Annotated in this window: 18 protein-coding genes; 7 read left to right on the top strand and 11 right to left on the bottom strand. The window is 52.6% G+C overall.

What is annotated here, in order from left to right:
- Nucleotides 1-45: 45 nt before the first annotated feature.
- From CGZ75_RS11455 to CGZ75_RS11440, 4 genes are all read right to left on the bottom strand, one after another.
- Nucleotides 46-912 carry an NmrA family NAD(P)-binding protein gene (locus tag CGZ75_RS11455; RefSeq protein ID WP_089524272.1) on the bottom strand — a complete coding sequence of 289 codons (867 nt, stop codon included), beginning with the start codon at nt 910-912 and terminating at the stop codon, nt 46-48.
- 36 nt (nt 913-948) lie between these two features.
- Complete coding sequence (locus tag CGZ75_RS11450; protein WP_089524271.1) at nt 949-1,344, bottom strand: nuclear transport factor 2 family protein; 396 nt, start codon at nt 1,342-1,344, stop codon at nt 949-951.
- Nucleotides 1,345-1,771: 427 nt separating this feature from the next.
- Entirely contained in the window at nt 1,772-2,410 is a 639-nt protein-coding gene (locus CGZ75_RS11445; protein ID WP_089524270.1) for a nitroreductase family protein, read from the bottom strand.
- A gap of 296 nt (nt 2,411-2,706) precedes the next feature.
- On the bottom strand, nt 2,707-3,855 hold the full coding sequence (locus CGZ75_RS11440) for an IS4 family transposase (RefSeq protein ID WP_089522625.1): 1,149 nt from the start codon (nt 3,853-3,855) through the stop codon (nt 2,707-2,709).
- 131 nt (nt 3,856-3,986) lie between these two features.
- Between CGZ75_RS11440 and CGZ75_RS26340 the strand changes: the two genes are divergently transcribed.
- Nucleotides 3,987-4,070: a MerR family DNA-binding transcriptional regulator gene (locus CGZ75_RS26340; protein ID WP_342745671.1), complete on the top strand. Its 84-nt coding sequence runs from the start codon at nt 3,987-3,989 to the stop codon at nt 4,068-4,070.
- A 259-nt stretch (nt 4,071-4,329) separates the two neighbouring features.
- Nucleotides 4,330-4,800: a GNAT family N-acetyltransferase gene (locus tag CGZ75_RS11430; RefSeq protein ID WP_176444774.1), complete on the top strand. Its 471-nt coding sequence runs from the start codon at nt 4,330-4,332 to the stop codon at nt 4,798-4,800.
- Nucleotides 4,801-5,345: 545 nt separating this feature from the next.
- Here the strand turns inward: CGZ75_RS11430 and CGZ75_RS11425 are convergent.
- The 5 genes from CGZ75_RS11425 to CGZ75_RS11405 are packed head-to-tail and all read right to left on the bottom strand — an operon-like array spanning nt 5,346 to nt 10,758.
- Nucleotides 5,346-6,197, bottom strand: coding sequence for an ATP-binding cassette domain-containing protein (locus CGZ75_RS11425; RefSeq protein ID WP_089524268.1), 852 nt, complete (start codon nt 6,195-6,197; stop codon nt 5,346-5,348).
- 12 nt (nt 6,198-6,209) lie between these two features.
- A complete protein-coding gene (locus CGZ75_RS11420; RefSeq protein WP_089524267.1) occupies nt 6,210-7,055 on the bottom strand; it encodes a hypothetical protein in 846 nt (281 codons plus the stop codon).
- The gene (locus tag CGZ75_RS11415) at nt 7,036-7,626 is read right to left on the bottom strand and encodes an RNA polymerase sigma factor (protein ID WP_089524266.1); all 591 of its coding nucleotides are present in this window, start codon (nt 7,624-7,626) and stop codon (nt 7,036-7,038) included. The genes CGZ75_RS11420 and CGZ75_RS11415 overlap by 20 nt, the downstream gene beginning before the upstream one ends.
- A gap of 4 nt (nt 7,627-7,630) precedes the next feature.
- The gene (locus CGZ75_RS11410) at nt 7,631-9,874 is read right to left on the bottom strand and encodes a hypothetical protein (RefSeq protein ID WP_089524265.1); all 2,244 of its coding nucleotides are present in this window, start codon (nt 9,872-9,874) and stop codon (nt 7,631-7,633) included.
- Nucleotides 9,874-10,758 carry an ATP-binding cassette domain-containing protein gene (locus CGZ75_RS11405; RefSeq protein ID WP_089524264.1) on the bottom strand — a complete coding sequence of 295 codons (885 nt, stop codon included), beginning with the start codon at nt 10,756-10,758 and terminating at the stop codon, nt 9,874-9,876. Before CGZ75_RS11405 ends, CGZ75_RS11410 begins: the two co-directional genes overlap by 1 nt.
- A gap of 367 nt (nt 10,759-11,125) precedes the next feature.
- On the opposite strand from CGZ75_RS11405, the gene pxpB reads away from it, so the two are divergent.
- Nucleotides 11,126-11,914: a 5-oxoprolinase subunit PxpB gene (pxpB, locus tag CGZ75_RS11400; protein WP_089524263.1), complete on the top strand. Its 789-nt coding sequence runs from the start codon at nt 11,126-11,128 to the stop codon at nt 11,912-11,914.
- Here pxpB and fabF read toward each other — a convergent pair.
- A complete protein-coding gene (fabF, locus tag CGZ75_RS11395) occupies nt 11,907-13,196 on the bottom strand; it encodes a beta-ketoacyl-ACP synthase II (RefSeq protein ID WP_089524262.1) in 1,290 nt (429 codons plus the stop codon). The genes pxpB and fabF overlap by 8 nt on opposite strands.
- 120 nt (nt 13,197-13,316) lie before the next feature.
- Between fabF and CGZ75_RS11390 the strand changes: the two genes are divergently transcribed.
- From CGZ75_RS11390 to CGZ75_RS11375, 4 genes are all read left to right on the top strand, one after another.
- Nucleotides 13,317-14,201: a helix-turn-helix transcriptional regulator gene (locus CGZ75_RS11390; RefSeq protein ID WP_089524261.1), complete on the top strand. Its 885-nt coding sequence runs from the start codon at nt 13,317-13,319 to the stop codon at nt 14,199-14,201.
- A 183-nt stretch (nt 14,202-14,384) separates the two neighbouring features.
- Nucleotides 14,385-15,524 (top strand): 5-oxoprolinase subunit C family protein, encoded by a 1,140-nt coding sequence (locus CGZ75_RS11385; protein WP_245850785.1) that lies wholly within the window; start codon nt 14,385-14,387, stop codon nt 15,522-15,524.
- A gap of 316 nt (nt 15,525-15,840) precedes the next feature.
- Nucleotides 15,841-16,608 carry a LamB/YcsF family protein gene (locus CGZ75_RS11380; protein ID WP_089524260.1) on the top strand — a complete coding sequence of 256 codons (768 nt, stop codon included), beginning with the start codon at nt 15,841-15,843 and terminating at the stop codon, nt 16,606-16,608.
- On the top strand, nt 16,605-17,015 hold the full coding sequence (locus CGZ75_RS11375) for a gamma-glutamylcyclotransferase family protein (RefSeq protein WP_176444773.1): 411 nt from the start codon (nt 16,605-16,607) through the stop codon (nt 17,013-17,015). The genes CGZ75_RS11380 and CGZ75_RS11375 overlap by 4 nt, the downstream gene beginning before the upstream one ends.
- Before the next feature lie 157 nt (nt 17,016-17,172).
- Here the strand turns inward: CGZ75_RS11375 and CGZ75_RS24545 are convergent, their stop codons facing one another.
- The gene (locus tag CGZ75_RS24545; RefSeq protein ID WP_141136724.1) at nt 17,173-17,400 is read right to left on the bottom strand and encodes a hypothetical protein; all 228 of its coding nucleotides are present in this window, start codon (nt 17,398-17,400) and stop codon (nt 17,173-17,175) included.
- Between the last annotated feature and the right edge of the window lie 139 nt (nt 17,401-17,539).

The raw sequence follows: 17,539 nt of genomic DNA, 5'->3' as shown, positions 1-17,539 counted from the left end.
GCGATGACGATTGGGAAAGCCCTTCTATGTAATTGCTACGGGCTGTTAAGCGGAATGGAACCAGGTTCTATTGTCCTGGATGAAATCCTCAAATGAGCGCGGCTTTCGTCCGGTAACACGGAGTACAGTGTCTGTAACCTGGTCTTCTGAACCTTCCAGACGGATACGGACATCCAACACTGCAAGGAATTCGGCATAGGTCGCAGGTACGCTTGCAGCAGTAAGCGCTTCTGCATATTGTTCTTCTGTAATGAGGCGATGATCGACGGTTAGGCCGGTAAGCCTGTGGATCAAAGCGGCTACTTCATCATAAGAGAGTGATTGAGGCCCTGTAATAATATGCTCCCTGTTGTGCGGCTCCTTGTCAGTTAGCGCATGAAAACCGACTGCGGAAATATCTTCTGCATCTACGAATCCTACTTTGCCGTCACCAGTAGCGGTAAAGATTTGCCCTTGCTGACGCAGGGTATGCCCGTGTCCGCCTTCAGTGAAATTTTGCATGAAATAAGAAGGACGCAACACAGCCCATTCAGGTGCGTGCTCTTGCAGGTACTGATGGACGGGGCCAAAAACCGGTCCATACTCTGAGACGGATGCGCTGGACAGCAGAACGAATCGGCGAATAGAAGCGTCGAGTGCTCTACGGATGAAAGGAATCATGACTTCTTCGGGATGCATATCCGGCGGGGCAACAAGATAAATTGCGCTAATGCCTTGCAAAACGATTTCATGGTTGGAGTCATCGTACCAGTCAAAGCGTACATGGTCAGCCCCTGCATCGTCCATATTAGATGCGCTACGCCCGGCACTTCGGATGGGATAGCCTTGGTTAATTAAAAGTTGCGCAATACGGGAGGAAGTTTTCCCTTGTCCCCCGGTGAGCAGAATTCGAGTTGATGGTTCGATATGCATGAGAGCAGCTCCTTTATCATTGATCAAATCTTTACATCAAAGCGCTAACGGGTTCCAGTAGTCTTGATACCTTATAATCTTGTCGTCTTTAACTTCTACTACAGAAATGTATTGTTGTTCATAAGGCATACCTTCCGCCAGTACGGTGCCGCTTCCTTCAAACTGTGCAATGAACACCGGGGTATCGGCCGACACATGAACGATCGGTGTCGTAAAAGAAGTAATCTCAAGCATGTCTTCCAACATGTCAAGGTGCTGCTTCAGCGCCGCTTTGCCTACCAATTGTTTTGGATACGGTTGAGGGGCATAAGGAAATTCAAAAATTACATCTTCATCAAACAAATCGAGCATTGAATCATAATCTTTACGAATAAAACTGATTGTGAAAAGACTCATGATATGTACGGCCTTTTCGGAGGAAATGGTACTCATTCAGATGCCTCGCTTTCTTTGGTGGAATAGACCTCTTTACGAAAAAGTATGGACCTACCATAGTTTATTCGGACCGAACGGTCAAATATGCTTAGGTCTACCATAGCATATCCGGACCGAACGATCAAATATGCTTAGGTCTACCATAGCCTATTCGGACTAAATGATCTGTTTCTCGCTGTTACGGCGATACGGTGAACCTTATCATAAGTAACGGCAAGTTTTTCGGCAATTCCTGCTGTAAGTTAGGAAAGACATCTTGCCGGACATAGGCATAATAATAGACTTGGATGAAGGTATTAAAATAATCCCCATGAAAGAAGATGCGGCAGCTGTGGACGGGAAATAAAGCCCTGGGCTGCCACTGTTTTTAATAAACTATTGGTCCCTGTATTAAGCAACTGTGCTATACCTTACGAATAAACGGTTAGCTCCAAAATATAATCTTGTCAGAACTTAATCGAACGGATTCATATCCTTCTTCCTTGGCTTTTCCTATTGAAATAATCATTACTGGAACATAGCGTTCTTCATCTAAATCAAATGCTTTAGCTACCTGGTCAACTTCAAAGCCTGCCATTGGATTCGTATCATACCCGTGTGCACGAGCTACTAACATTAACTGCATGGCAAAGAGGCTGCTATCGACCTTGGCAACTTCAACTTTCATTTCCTTTGGCAGGGTTGGAAACATGGATAGAATGGTTTTGAGTTGACTATCGCGTACTTCAGCGGGCATGTTTCCTTGTTCCACGGCAGTATTGTAAATTTCCTCAGCATATAAATAGCTCTGGGTATCACCAAAAATTAATAACATGGCAGATGAAGTATCGTTTTGTAAAGTATTGAAACGCACAAGAGGTCTTAGCTTCTCTTTTCCTTCCGGCGTATCAACCACAAGTACACGCCAAGGCTGCATATTTGCAGAGGACGGAGCCAGACTGGCTTCCGAAATGATTTCGCTTATCTCTTCTTTTGATATTTTAATGTTCTCATCATAATTACGGACTGAACGCCTTCCCTTGACTATACTGGCGAAATCGTTGTTCAGAATACCGTTAAACATAGAATCTCTCCCTTTGATAACGGAAAATTTTTTTGACATTGTTTATGTCGATCGTTATCATAATCGCATTATGAACTATAAACCGAGGTTTATAGCAAATGAATAAAGAGAGGCCAAATGATAAGAATCACTAGCGTTGCATAAACCTTCACTATAAAATAAATTGAATATTCAAACACACTATCGATGTCAACAAAACCAAAAGGTCGAACTCTCCTTAGAGGTAGCCCTGTCCATTTGGTAATTTATGTATATAAGAAATGAGTTCCGACAAACCTGTTTTCTGGCTCTTGCGATTACGACGATTCGCTTCGTTTACGACCCGTTGACTTCCGACTCGGTGGACGATGGATTCGATTCAGCCAGTGCTCACTCGGTTTCCACAACAATACGTTTAGCCACCGGCTTAACTGCAGCAGAGAATGTGGCGTCTTCGTGTCCTGTTTCACCAGCACCAGCAGGCAAAAGGCAATCAGCCCGATCCAAATCTGGTTGTGCACAGCACGATCACTTGTTCCGTAAAACCGCTTGATTCGCAGATGCTGCTTCATCCATTTAAAGAACGTTTCTATCACCCAACGGCTCCGGTACATCGCCGAAATTTCATCGCTTGTCCGATCAAAATGATTCGTAACGAGAATCAGCTGATTTCCCTCTGAATCGGAAGTTTCAATCATGCGGAATTCATGTTTGGCTCGCTTTTGTGAGGAGCCGATCCGTACACGTTCGTCCATTGTCACCAAACTGCCAGTTGGGATCTCAAATGACTCGATCGGCTCAATAACAGCGTTGTTTTTCAGCCGTGTCACGAAATGAATCCCGCGCTCACTGTACGAGTCAAACGCCTTGTAGTCCACGTAACCGCGGTCAAACACATAAGTGACGCCTTCCTCATCGATGAGCGAGTCCATTTGGGTCCGGTCATTTTTCTTGGCGGGTGTAATCGTCGCGAATTCAGGAAGAACGTCGTCTTCGCCAACAAAAGCTAGACGCAGATGAAGCTTGATGCCCGCTTTCGTTTTGCGAAATTGCGCCCACTTATACGTCTGCAGACAAAGCGAAACCGTCGTAGAATCGATGATTTTGATCGCATGCCGGTCTCCAAGAGCCGTGTATTTCGATACGATCTTCTTGGCCAATTGCTCGAAAACATGCCGAAGCAGCTCCGGATCGACCCCATTGTTTTTCCGGCAAAGTTGGCTGGACGAGATGGACTCAAATCCGAGTTCGTGCTGGAAGGCTTGACTCAGCAAATCATCTGCAATGCTCCTAAGGCCCTCCCGCTGATGCAGTTGAGCGTGCAAAAACAGCTTGAGATATGCAGTCGTCGTGAGCTTTTTAACATACGCATCCTGGCGAGTTTCGGCGATTCGATCTGTGAACGTTTTCGTAAAAATGGGTGCAATCCATTTACCAAATGAAGAAAATAGGGTATCCTTATCCATGCGCTAATCCTTTCAGTGGATTATGGACAGGTACTACCTCCCATATCTATTGTAAAGGATTTTTTTGTGCATGTACGATGAGATAACTCAATATTTCGAAAGTTTCGAAAACATTTATGCAACGCTAGTGGATAAGAATAAATGATTTTTCAAAATTAACGGGACTGCCAATATCAACCTTGAGATTCTATGAACGTAAAAATCAAAGAAATTGAAGATATTCAGAAGCGATTGAGAAAGTCGAAAAAATTCTTGCATGCAACTTTGGAAGGAAAAGCTAATTTTCAAACAAAGTGTTAAGGCTTGCTGTTACAAATAGAGGGAGTTTCTACTCTACAGCTAAAGATATGACGAAGTATCTTATTACACACACGTTAGGACGGATTATGCTAATTCGAATTTCTATGAAGTATTAATGTGGACAGAGTCTGGCATATGGCTAATACATTTTTCAAGAGAGGAGCGTTGCATTATATGGAGTTTAAAATAAGACGTGCGAAACATTCTGATTTAGAAAATCTTCTTGAACTTCGAATTGAACTACTTCAAGAAGTAGGAAATATAAAAAATAAGGAGGAGATGGATAAGATCAGAAATGCTAACAAGATGTATTATGAAAAACATTTGAATAATGGAGAGTACATCTCATTTGTTGCAGAATCCCAAGGGAAAATAATTGGAACATGCGGATTAATTTTAATCATGCGCCCACCATATTTACATAATCTCTTAGGAATTGATGCTTACATAACGAATGTCTACACTATTCCTAATTATAGGGGAAAGGGAATCGCGACGGCTTTAATGGATAATTGTATTGAATTTGCAAAAAGCAATAATGTCGGTCGTATAATTTTAAACGCTTCTGCAGATGGGAAATCAGTTTATGAAAAAAGAGGATTTATACTTAGAAATTCAGCAATGGAATTGGTGTTGAACGGATAACCGTTAAAATTCCGATGCATCTGGCAGAGGAAAGTTAAGCTCGAAGCACCCGGCTTGTTCTTGCACATCCTAACGGAACTGAGAGAGCCTATACCCCCTCAAAACAGCAAATGAAATGGCTAACGAAACTGAGCGGCGTTATTTGAGTCAAAAAGGTTGATTTTACCACACGACTCCCTGAATAACGTCTCTCAGTTCCGTTACGTCTCGAAACCCCCTCATTTTGCTGAAATAAGGCTTCTGAGTTTCGTTACGCATGAGGGTGCTCAAGTTCATGTACACGAACAAAGCTCAAAGAGCTTCAGCTTCAAAACCAACTCAGCGCCATCAGCCTATATTGTACTTGCGATCTAAGCCGAGAAGACCTCCCCATATAGAAGAGGGAGTCTTCTCGGCTATTTCAAAACAAATTAAAGGGGCAGCCCTAAGTCATCATCTACCAATGACTTTTGGGGCGGCCCCTTAATAAACTTACAATGTCAAACCAATGAGTGACGAGAGGAGAAGTTCATCAACCGCTTCATATTACCCAAAACGAACGACTTCTATTTAGCCCGGGAGCGGATAAAGTAAGCATCCTCGAGAGTGGCCTCCTGACGGGAGAATTCCCGTCCGGGACTGCTCTCGGCCAGCAGCCGCACACTCCAAAGCTCCTGCTCCGGCCGAACCTGGAGCAGCGTCTCGGGAGGAAGCTCCAAGTACCGCTCATGGGTTACGGCTCCGGCCCAGACCGTATTGGGCAGCCCTGCTGTCCAATACTGGGGCGTACCATGGAACAGCGGTTTGCCTTCGTCCAGCCACAGGATGCGGGTGGCCCATGCTTCCCATTCATTCAGCTCATGGGTAGAAACAACGACGGAGCGTCCACGGGCATAGGAGGCCAGGAAGCGGATGAGCCGCAGCCTTTCGATGGAGTCCAGCGCGTTGAGCGGCTCGTCCAAAAAGAGATAGTCAGGTGAGCCGATAACGGACTGAGCCAAGGCGATGCGCTGACGGACGCCTTGAGGCAGCGTTTTGATTGCTCGCCGCCGGTACGGCTCAAGTTGGAATAGCGTTATGACACGATCCGTCTCGGTTTTTCCGGCCTCGCCTTTCAGTTCGGATAGGTAGCGCAGCAGCCTTTCCGTTTTCATATCCTCGTACAGTTCAAGCCCAGTCGGCACATAGCCGATTGAAGCCCGAATCGCTGCCAGATCGCGGTCGCCGCTCATAGTGCCGTAACGGATACCGCCTTGATCCGGGAATTCTGCTGTTGCGAGCAGCTGTAGCAGCGAGGATTTACCAGAACCATTCGCACCGGCCATCACCGTGATGCCCTCGCGCAGCAGCAGACGGGGAACATCCAGCGTGAATACGCCAGCACGCCGTTCCCAGCGAACTCCGCTAAGCTCGATCATACTTGCAGCCCCCTATACGACGCGTTTGATCACAAGGCTGCGGCGGTAGGCCATCCAGGTCATCATGATGCCGGCGCCAAGGCAGAGCCAGTAAATCGCGGTGCGAATTGCTTCCGGCGCGGAGCTACCGTTTTCCGGCATGCGCAGTACATATTCCATTACATTCCAGCCCATCCAGAACAGAGAACCGACGACGAAGGAGCTTTTGACACCTGCTCTAAGCATGACATATGCGGCTCCGCCAGCAATGAGCAGAATGAGCGACATCCATTGCAGGATAAACGGCAACACCGGGAACTGCTCGAGCCGTGAGGCCATATACAGCGAAGCTGCCAGACCAAACAGCACGTTGAGGCCGCCGACAATCATGACCCGGGCCATTAATAGCAGCGCAGGCGGATAGGGGGTGATACTTTCGATCGTACGCATTTCCCGGTTCCAGCTGCGGAAGCTATATAACAGACCAGAGAGGAACATCATCGGCAGGAAAAGCGACAGCTTGCCGCTTACCTCGCTGAGCATGGAGGAGCCTTCTTCCCCCGAGCCGTAAGGCAAAATGTACATCAGCATCAAAAAAACGCCGAGGCTAGCCAGCCAGTAGGCCCGGGAGTAAGCCCCAAGCTGCGTACGAAGCAGCTTAAGCAATGTTGGGTGCTTGGAGCCAGTCTGATTGTCCTTCATCCAGTCGGGTATACCGCTTCCCGCCAGTTCCGGCCGCAACCCTTCGAAGGCTGGCTGTAGAGCAGCGAGCAAGCGTACTGTGTCGGCCGCTTTAACGGGAAACACTTGTATGGATGCCAGGGGAGCGCGAAGCTCGTCTTCCAGCTGTTTCAATTCTTTATCGTTCGGCAATTCCATCTTTTTTGCCTCCTCTCGCGGGTAGTGGAACTTCCTGATCCTTGCTCAGCTTGGACTTGAGTCGGCGGAGCGCTTTGTACAGATGCGTCTTTACCGAACCAAGTGGTAATTGGAGCACATCAGCGATGTCTTGCAGCTTGAGATCCTGATAAAAGCGGAGCAGCACAACCTCTCGCTGCACCTTAGGGAGCTCGTCGAGCGTCTGCCGGATTTCGCGGCGTGTCTCCTGGCGCTCGGCCAGCTCCACAACGGAAGTCCGTTCGTCCTTACGCTCCGGCGGCTCGCCAAAGCGGTTGCGGTCGGTCTGATAACCGGAACTTTTCCAATAGTCACGGCACTGATTCATGGCAACCCGATACAGCCAAGCCTGGACGTTATCGGGATTACGTTTATCTTTGAGCTGGCGGATCAGCTTGAGGAATGTTTCCTGCACGATATCCTCCGCTCGTCCGGGATCCTTTAACTGGCGCTGCAGGAACCCTGACAAAGGGGCATGATAGCGGTGAACAAGCGCTTCAAAACAGGCCTGATCGCCGTTCATCATTCCCTGGACCAATTCTTCATCCGTCACGGTATTAACCTCCTTCGTCTTGGGGCATCGCTGGCAGCTTATCATCCGGCATTAATTTGCGCCATTCTCTCATGAAATCGTCGATTGTTATATAAGGAACAGCATCCGCGGCAAGCCACTCTCCGGCTGCGTTGCGCGGCGGCTCCGGCAATGTCAGTCCGGACTTGCGGAAGCCTGCTAACACTTCATGAATTAGGCCAGCATGGCCACGGGCATAAGCCGCGTCAATTAGCGTCTGGATCGCCTTCCATTCCGGCGTTTCATCGGCTTGGAGCCGGTATGGGTCCTTATCCCCGCTCTCTTTATTATACAGATAAGCATAAGCGGAGCGGATCTCCAAGGCAACGGATGGTTTTGCCACTGCTTCTTTACGGGCATTTTCAGCTCCACGACCGGTATCTCCGAATAAGAGTAATGTGCTCAGCGCATCTTCAGCGTAGCTATCAAGATTACGATGTTCCGTCTGCGGAATGAACAAAGTGTCGTTCTCGGCATACCAGGAACGGGTGATAGATGGTGTCGCCATTGGAGTTCCAATCAGATGCATCGGGAAAAAGAAAATCTGCCGAACGGAGTTCAGTGGTGTTCCGGTCAGTGTCTCCAGACCCCTGCGGCGTTCTGCAAAACGCTTCAGAAATTCATTGGCCTCATCGGCATTGCCCGGAGTTGTCACGATCTCGATCGGCTCGCTCGGGAGCTTGATGCGTTGGAACCGGCCGCCCACTACCGTTAAACCGCTATCCGAGACGCCCTGGAAGCGAGTAGATGCTGATGATATTTCTTCATTTTGAATCGTCCCGAACAATTGCGTATCGAAGCCAGACAGAACGACCTCGTACTCCGTATTCGGCGTAATATTGGATGCAGGTCGATCTAGCAGATGCTGATCTTCGCCCAGTGCAAGCAGCGTATCGCCGCCCGGCAGCGGGTACCAGCCTAGTGATGCGGGCAGATAAAGGGCGTTTTTGCGTGTGAATGCGAGATAGCTTTCACTGCCGCCCGCTCCGCTCAGCCATTCGTCCAGCTGGCCGTTATAGGTGATCTCTACTGTCTGTGTGTACTGATAGTGATTGAGCAGATCTTCGGAAAATTGGATCCTATCACCTTGGCGTTCCCAGGTAATTGGCACGCCATTCAGCTCCACCGAGCGCACCTCGAGCGAAGGATAAAGTAATAGTGAGACGGTATTTTCTTTGCGATAAAGAAGGACGTTTCCTTCAGCGGGAAGCAGTTTGCCGTGGACGGTAGGGATGTCCAAGGTAGCCAGAGCTTCGAATCCAGTTTGCTCCGGCAACGAATCCACCTGTAACTTCATTCGGTCCAGTTGGAAACGGTAGGGAGCTGGTTCCTGCAGCTCGCCAGGCTTGGCAGCCGCTGCTTCCAGCTGTTGACGATGCTCATTTCTCTCCATGTTGAGCGAGGAGAAAGGCAGGAAAGCCGCTGTTGCTGCAAGCAGCGCTGCCAGCGTCAGCAGCCATGGACGCCGCCGATTTAGCGGCGGTTTGCTGCGTCCAAGCAAGGCGGCTCCTGCTGTCAGCAGGAATATCGCGAATATAGCACCGAATAGAAGGATGCGCAGCAGTTCACCTTTGGCCAAAATAAAGGACCAGGCCTCGTTACCTATAAGACTATTGTTGAACAGCGGCTGCAAGTAAAACGCCTTCAACCAACCTAGTTCATAAACCGGCCGAATATAGGTTTGCAGAAATAAGGAGCCGAACACCCAGGCGCAGAACGCGGCCGGCAGCGAGAAACGGAGCGGCAGCAGTACACCCAGAAATAAGCCGAGCGCCAGCGACAGGGCAAAAGCTTGCTCGTACATTAGCGCATACAGGCCGATCTGCCGCCAGATTGAATAGAGGGGCACGCCGTGGCGAAGAGCGGAAGCGGCATAAGCGGCGCTGACTGCTGCTGTGTAAAGAGTCATGTAAGCAAACCCGGCCAGCCATTTGGAAGCCATCCAACCGCCGGCCGAGACGGGCAGCCGGAACAGCCATTCTGCAGAAGGATGAAGCAGGTCGCGCCGGATCAGGAGTACGCCGAGCAGCAGTGGGATGGCTGTTGTGAGCATGAGCAGCATGATATGGGTATCTGCAGCGTACAGGTTGACGTCCTGAGACGATTCCGGGCGCAATCTCCATGTGTGCAAAATCATCCAAACTGCAGCAGCGGCGGGCAGCAGCAGTGTCCAGCGCAGCAACATTAGCGATCTTAGCTCCATCGCTGCTTGTCGCAGCATGATGTGCATCAGAACAGCCCTCCCGCTTCCTGGTGATCCTGATGTCCCATCAGCGCTAGATAACCTTCTTCCATTGTCGGCTCGACACGCTGTGCAAAAGGTGACGGCGAGCGCTCCGACAAGGCGCGGCATAAAATGCCCTCGTCGGTTTTGCGGGCAGAAAGCAGACCGTCCAGCGGCATCCGCCGCCATTCATTCTCAGACGTTTCCCAGGCCCAAGTGCGGTCTTCGGCAAACCCTGCCAGACCCTGCGTGCTGCCATGGTACATCAGCCGTCCACGGCCGAGCACGATTACTTCGCGGCAGCTGGCCCCGATATCACCGAGTACATGCGTTGAGAGCAATACAACTCTCGTCGCTGCCGCTTCGGCGAGTACTCGGCGGAGGCGGATTCTTTCCTCGGGATCGAGCCCGGCGGTCGGCTCGTCGACGATCAGCAGATCGCTAGCCGATAGCAGTGCCTGCGCGACGCCCAGACGCTTGATCATGCCGAAAGAGTAGGAACGGGCCGGCACATCAGCCTCGCTCCGCAGATTAACCTGTTCCAGCACATCGTCGACGATCAGCATCCGCTCCTTGAGGCTGGCTTTGCTTTGCAGCGAAGCTGCATGAAGCAGCCACTGGCGAGCGGTGAATTGGGGCAGCACCCGCATATTCTGCGGAAGGTAGCCGATCCGGCCCCCATTGCGGCGGAAATCCCGCACCGAACTGCCACGCAGCAAGGCGTCGCCTGTAGTTGGCGCGAGCATTCCGGCGAACAGCCGCAGCAGCGTCGATTTACCAGCGCCGTTCGGGCCAAGCAGTCCGTGCAAGCCGGTCCCTAGCTGAAGGGTTAGCGGTCGCAGTGCCCATTCTGTTTTATATTGTTTTCCCAGCATGTGGGCGGTAAGCATGATGTTGTAGCCTCCTGTGCAATCAACGACTGCCTCCAGCAAAAAGTTTTTATGGAAAAGCTGGAAGCTGCGAAATCTGTTTAGCTTGCTGGCAGAGCATCTCGATCCAGTGGGCAAAGCTTGCAGAGCAGCAAATGAAAGATAGCAGAAAGCAGCCCCGCGACTTGAGCCGCGGGGCTGCTTGAGCTAGCGAAATACCGCAGCACAAGCATTAGTGAACGCTTGCCGGATAAGTCATTTCATACCTATGTGGATACAGTTTAATTGAAGTTAGATGAAGCACTAACTATAACAAATAGAGTTTCTTCTTTTCAAGTTAACTATGCTTAGGAGGTGGTAAAATAGAGAGAAGAAAGGAGAGGGAATCATGGAGCAGAATGAAGGAACTAGAGGAGCGGGAAACAGCGAGCTTGATAATCCCGCAGGCCGTCCATTGCTGATGAGCTTGCCGGCAGGTGACAGAGCAATTATGATCCGCTCCAGCGAGCCAGCGCTGCAGGGGGAGCGTTTGCAACGGCAGATGGCTCACGCAGCTGCATGGCTGGAGGCTAGCGGCTGGGAATGGCTTGAGGATGCCGTGCCGGGATATGATTCGGTGCTTGCTGTATACGATCCGATCAAGCTGTTCAAGTCCGACAGGAACGTTTCCAAGGAAAGCAGATCCAAGGAAAATAAGGAAGCCCCTGCTCTTTGGCAATCGGCCAAAATTAGGATAGACAATAGGCTCAGCCTGTTGCCTCCGCTCGAAAAAGTGCTGGAACGGCCTCCTATCGAGATTCCCGTCTCTTATGGCGGGGATGGAGGTCCGGACTTGCTGGAAGCAGCCCAGCGCAGCAGCATGTCGCCAGAGGCTTTTGTCAGAGCGCATTCATCGCCGGTTTATCGGGTTGTCATGATCGGTTTTTTACCCGGCTTTCCTTATCTCGACGGCTTGCCCCCCGAGCTTGCACAGCCCCGCAGGGAGACGCCGCGAACTCGCGTGCCTGCAGGCTCGGTCGGTATTGGAGGAGCGCAGACGGGTATTTATCCGTCGGAATCGCCCGGCGGCTGGCAGCTAATCGGCCGCACGGACACGGTGCTGGTGGATATTTCGAGAGAACGGCCTTCGCTGCTGACGGCGGGAGATCGGATCCGTTTTGTTCCTTTATTTAGTTGAAACGACCAAGCGCGATAACCGCGTTATGCCCGCCGAAACCGAAGGAATTGGATAGCCCTACCCTCAGTTCCGCATGGCGGGCTTGAAGCGGTACATAATCCAGATCGCAAAGCGGATCCCGCGTTGTCCGGTTAAGCGTCGGAGGGATGAGCCCTTCGCGTAGCATGTGCACAAGAGCTATGGCTTCTGCTCCACCCGCGGCACCGAGCATATGGCCGGTCATAGATTTATTTGCTGTCACTGGGATACGATCCGCCCCTTCGCCGAACACGCTGCGAATGGACCTCGTTTCGGAAAGATCGCCTACAGAGGTGCCGGTTGCATGAGCGCTTATAACGCTGATATCACCTTGGGTCAGGCCACCGTCCTCCAGAGCCAGCCGCATGGCTGCTGCTGCGCCTTTTCCGCTTGGATCGGTGGCGACCATATGCCAAGCATCGGAGGTGGCGCCGTATCCAAGCACCTCGGCAAGCGGCTCTGCACCTCTGCCCATCGCATGCTCCAGAGATTCAAGCACGACGATGCCGGCGCCTTCGGCGATGACAAACCCGCTGCGATCGGCGTCAAAAGGGCGACTGGCTGCGGCAGGATCGCCTTTGAATGAAGCAAGTGCGGTTGCATTGCCGAACCCGGCCAGCGCGACCGGTGACACAGCCGCTTCAGCACCTCCGGCGATGACAACGTCGGCTCCTCCGTTGCGAATGAGGCGCATCGCTTCTCCAATAGCCGTATTGCCGATCGAGCAAGCGGTAACCGGGGCTAATACGGGACCGGTTATGCCAAAGCGAATGCTGATCATCGCGGCCGCCATATTGGCAATCATCATCGGAACAAGCGTCGGGCTGACACGGGAGCGGCCGCGCTTGAATAGCACATTTGCTTGCTCCATCAAGGTGCCGATGCCCCCGATGCCGGAACCGACATAAACTCCGGTTCGTTCCGGGACTAGCTTGCCGTTGTCCAGTCCGGACTGCTGTAACGCCTCCTCGGCGGCGGCCAGGGCAAACTGGACGAAGCGATCCATTTTTCGCGCTTCCTTGCGTCCGAATCGGGCTTCTCCGTCCCAATCGGGTACGAACCCGGCAATCGCGTCCCCATCCATTTGCTGCAGGAGTTCGGGGGAGATACCGCTGTCTCTGATTCTTCGAATGCCGGAGCGGCCGGCAGCCAGCCCTTCCCATAGGGAGGAAACGTTATGCCCGAAAGGGCTGACGGCTCCCATGCCGGTAATGACAACGCGATGTTGGGGTTTCGGCTTGTTGAGGCTGCGGTGAATATTCATCTGCACTTCAGCTCCTTGTTGATCCGTTATGGTCTTGAAAGCATTTTGCCACAGGTCTTATGCTGGTACAAGTTGTCGTTTATACTAGTATAAAAGGTAACAGGATAAAGGAGGAACGGCATGAACCGGCAGGCTAGGCTTCAAGCTCTATCGAATTTTCTCCGGTCGCGGCGCATGGCGCTGAATCCGGAAGAGCACGGCTTCCCAGCCGGAGGACGCAGGCGTACGCCTGGGCTTAGAAGGGAAGAGGTGGCGCAGCTGGCTGGCGTCAGCCCGACTTGGTATACCTGGCTGGAGCAAGGGCGGGACATCCGCGTATCGGCTTCTGTTTTGGAATCAGTAGCCAAGGCGCTCAGGCTGAGCGGGGATGAACGGAAGTACCTTGCTTCGCTTGCGAGTGATGGCGGCAATGCTCCTACGGGAGAAGCAGAAGGAAGTGCGGCGGATGCTCCGCCGCTGCCTTCGGCGGCGCTGCAGCTCATTGTGAGTGAGCTATCCAGCTGTCCGGCGATCATCTCGGATAGACGCTGTCGAATCGCCGGATGGAATGAAGCGGCTGCACGCGTATTTCTGGACTTCGGTACTGTGCCGCCGGAACAGCGGAATATGATTACTCTGTTGTTTACTCGCCCCGAACTGCAGCGGCTGGCGGTCAATTGGGAGCAATTCGTTCGCGGATATTTGGCGATTTTTCGCTCCTATTATGGTCAATATGCAGACGATGACTGGTATGAAGCTTTTATTGAGGAGATGGAGCTTCACCATCCGCGCTTCCGCAAATTATGGGACGAGAGCCGGGTTAGCACGGCTCCGGAAGTTATTTTGGAATTCCGCCACGCCAAAGCTGGAAAAATGCAGTTTCAACTGACAAGCCTGCAGGTGCAGGGAGATCAGGATCTTCGTTGCAGCATTTACACACCTGCGCCCGATACAACGACAACCCGCAAGATGCGGCGGCTGATGAGCGGCAATGACGACGGGGCCGGGCGGAGAGCGGATGGGTAGTGGGTGGTGAGTGAATGTTATTAGTGAGTGTTATCGATTCTATATAAGTTGAACTAGAGAAACAAGCGAGGAAGCGGAGCGAACCGACCTTCTGGAGAAGCAGCGAGATCGCATTTACAGGTGGATTCTCCCCTATAAGGGATAGGAATCAAGGAATCGGACTGCCAGCGATCGGAAGAAGGATTGGTTCGCGGAGGGATTTTTTCTGTTAAGTTTTTAAGTTCAACTTATAGAGCAGAGCAGAGCAGAGCTAAGTTAGGTTCGGGAGGAGGGAAAGGAAGGATGTGGAAGATCGCTTTTCATGTGCTCCATCCTGGTATGATGATGGAGCTGCAGGATCTGGGCCGATCGGGCAGGCGATCTCAGGGTATGCCAGCTGGTGGAGCGATGGATGCCATAGCTTTGCAGACGGCAAATCTGCTTTGCGGCAACGAGCGCGGGGCTGTCGCGCTGGAACTGACGCTGAGCGGGCCGCAGCTGCGGGTCGAAGCGCCTGAAGGGCTGCTCGCCGCTCTATGCGGCGCAGATATGGAGGCGGCCGTGGACGGATGGCCGCTGCCGACCTGGCGCGCCGTCTACTTGCCGGCAGGCAGCATCGTTGCTATCGGCCGCGCGCGTAGCGGCTGCCGCGCTTATTTGGCCGTCGCCGGAGGTGTCGGCGGCCTGTCGGAGCCCGGCGGCGTAAGCGCCGGGCCGCCTGCGGCTGTCGCCCGGCGCTTCGCGGCCGGCGATGCCCTTGCCTGCGGCGAGCCTTCGGCGCGCGCCGCAGCATGGACGGCGGCGCTCGCGCAGCGCGCCGCCATAGGCGCCTCCGGCGGCGGGCTATGCCCCGCCGCCGCGCCGTGGCTCGCGCCGCGCCTCATGGCGCGCGGCGCAGCCGGCCCCGGCACCGTGCTTCGCGCGGTGCCGGGGGCCGCATACGGGCAGCTCAGCGAAGCTGCCCGTATGCGGCTTTGGCGGGAGCGGCTGACCGCCTCTCCCGTCAGCGATCGGATGGGCGTCCGCTTGCAGCCGGACGGCCCGCCGATCATGCTGGAGCACCGTGCGGATATTCTCTCGCACGGTGTCCTGCCGGGAGCCGTGCAGCTGCCGCCAGGCGGCGCCCCCGTTGTGCTGGGGGCGGGCTGCCAGACGACAGGCGGCTACCCGGTCATCCTGCATGTCGTCTCCGCCGATATGCCGCTGCTAGCGCAGGTTCGGCCGGGCGACAAAGTGCGCTTCGCATCTGTGGAGCTTGAGGAGGCGCAGCAACTCCAATTGCAGCAGGAACGGGAGCTTAATCTTTTAGATGCAGCCCTGCGATTGAAGGTTTTTCCGAGTTAAACTCGTCAGGGGTTTGATCTGCTAGATGCAGCTCTGCAATCGAAGGTTTTTCCGACTTAAAGCGGGCAGCCGCATCCAGAATACCTTAGTTTGACTTGGCGCTGTGGAACAAATGAAATATAAGCCCGCTCTCGCGCCCTTTATTCAACGGTATTAGACTTCAATTGTATATTCAATCGTTTTTCATTCGTCTCAATTATTTGCTTAATCATCTCAATAACCACTCAATCAATAACCACTAAACACTCAATAACCACTCAATCACTAATCACTCACTCACCGATCACTCAACCAAACAATCCAGGAGGTGTCTCCCATGCAAAATGCAACGATTGATCTGAACGCTGACTTTGGCGAAGGTTACGGTGCTTATTCATTTGGTGCGGATGAGGCGCTCCTAAAGAGTATCACTAGCGCTAGCATCGCCTGCGGCTGGCATGCGGGTGACCCGCGAACGATGCGCGAATCCGTTGAGCGCTGCTTAAAGGCGAACGTTGTCATCGGAGCCCATCCGGGCTACCCGGACCGTCAAGGATTTGGACGCAGGCCGATGGGACTTACGGCCGAAGAGGTTTATGAAGCAGTGCTGTACCAAGTGGGGGCGTTGCAAGCTTTCGTTCGCGCCGCGGGCGGACAGCTGCGTCATATTAAGCCACATGGTGCGCTTTATCACCAGTGCGGCAGTAGCTTGGAGCATGCGTTAGCTGTTGCTCGGGCGGCTGCGGACCTTGGAGGACTGACCATTTATGGCCAAACAGGCAGCAAACTACTGGAGGCCGCAGCTTCACTTGGTCTGCCAGTTATAGCAGAAGGCTTCGCAGACCGGGGCTATTTTTCGGATGGTAGCTTGGCCGGTCGTGATGTGCCAGGTGCGGTGCTGCATGATCCTGATCGGGTGCTCCAACAAGCGCTGTCGATTGCGCTTCGCAGCGAGGTTATAGCGATCGGCGGAGGTATGGCGACAGTTCGTGCTGACACTTTATGCCTGCATGGCGACGGTCCGGGAGCGGCCGAAGCAGCTGGGATGATTCGAACCGGTTTGGAAGCGGCTGGTGTCTCGGTTGCCGCGCCGAGGTTCACATGAGTAGGGTGCAGGAGCAAATCTGGCTGTTTGTTTATGGCTCTTTGCAACCGGGCGAACGCAATTACGGAGCTGTATCGGGCTGGGTGCAGGAGGCCGTACCCGGTATCGTCAGAGGACGTCTTGTAGACGCGGCTAACGGAGCTTATCCTGCCTTAGTACGCGTTCCGCGCGAATACGACATCGAATTGAATGAAGCAAAAACGCAAGGCTGGTGGCTGCGCATTGATCGGGATGGACTTGAGTCCGCCGACCGTCTGGAGGAATTCAGCGGGGTAGAAGAATTGAATGATTATGAGCGAATCTGGACGGTGGATCTCCAGGATCTATCCCAAGCAGGTTGGATTTATGTATGGCCGAATGAACGAGGATGCCCGTACCTACACAGTACAAAATGGCCGCCAAGCTGACCTTTGTCAGCGAGAGCGGCCATTTGCCGGTATAAATCAAACAGACTCTGACTTGTTCTCCGCGGGCTCGAATGCGATTAATGTGACGGGATGACCAGTTTCTTTGGATAACTTATCCTCTAAACCGCGGATTTGCTCCAATGCTTGCTGAAACCCACTAAGATCGGCATAGCGATAAGGTTCGAATGGCTCTGACATTAACTAACCTCCTCGATGTAGTAAAAGTTCCGCAGAGCAGAGCGTTCAAGTAGCTTTTGCTACTTGGTGCGTGAAAAGCGAGCATCGCCGCGGCATTCAAGTAGCTTTTGCTACTTGGTGCGTGAAAAGCGAGCATCGCCGCGGCGTTCAAGTAGCTTTTGCTACTTGGTTTGTAAAAAGCGAGCACCGCCGCGGCGTTCTAGTAGCTTTTGTTACTTGGTGTGTGAAAATCGAGCCCCGCCGCGGCATTCAAGTAGCTTTTGCTACTTGGTTTGTAAAAAGCGAGCATCGCCGCGGCGTTCAAGTAGCTTTTGCTACTTGGTTTG

Source organism: Paenibacillus herberti (genome assembly GCF_002233675.1).
In the GTDB taxonomy this organism is placed as follows: Bacteria; Bacillota; Bacilli; order Paenibacillales; family Paenibacillaceae; genus Paenibacillus_O; species Paenibacillus_O herberti.
The sequence above is the reverse complement of the archived record's forward strand: the minus strand, read 5'-3'. Positions and strand labels throughout refer to the sequence as shown.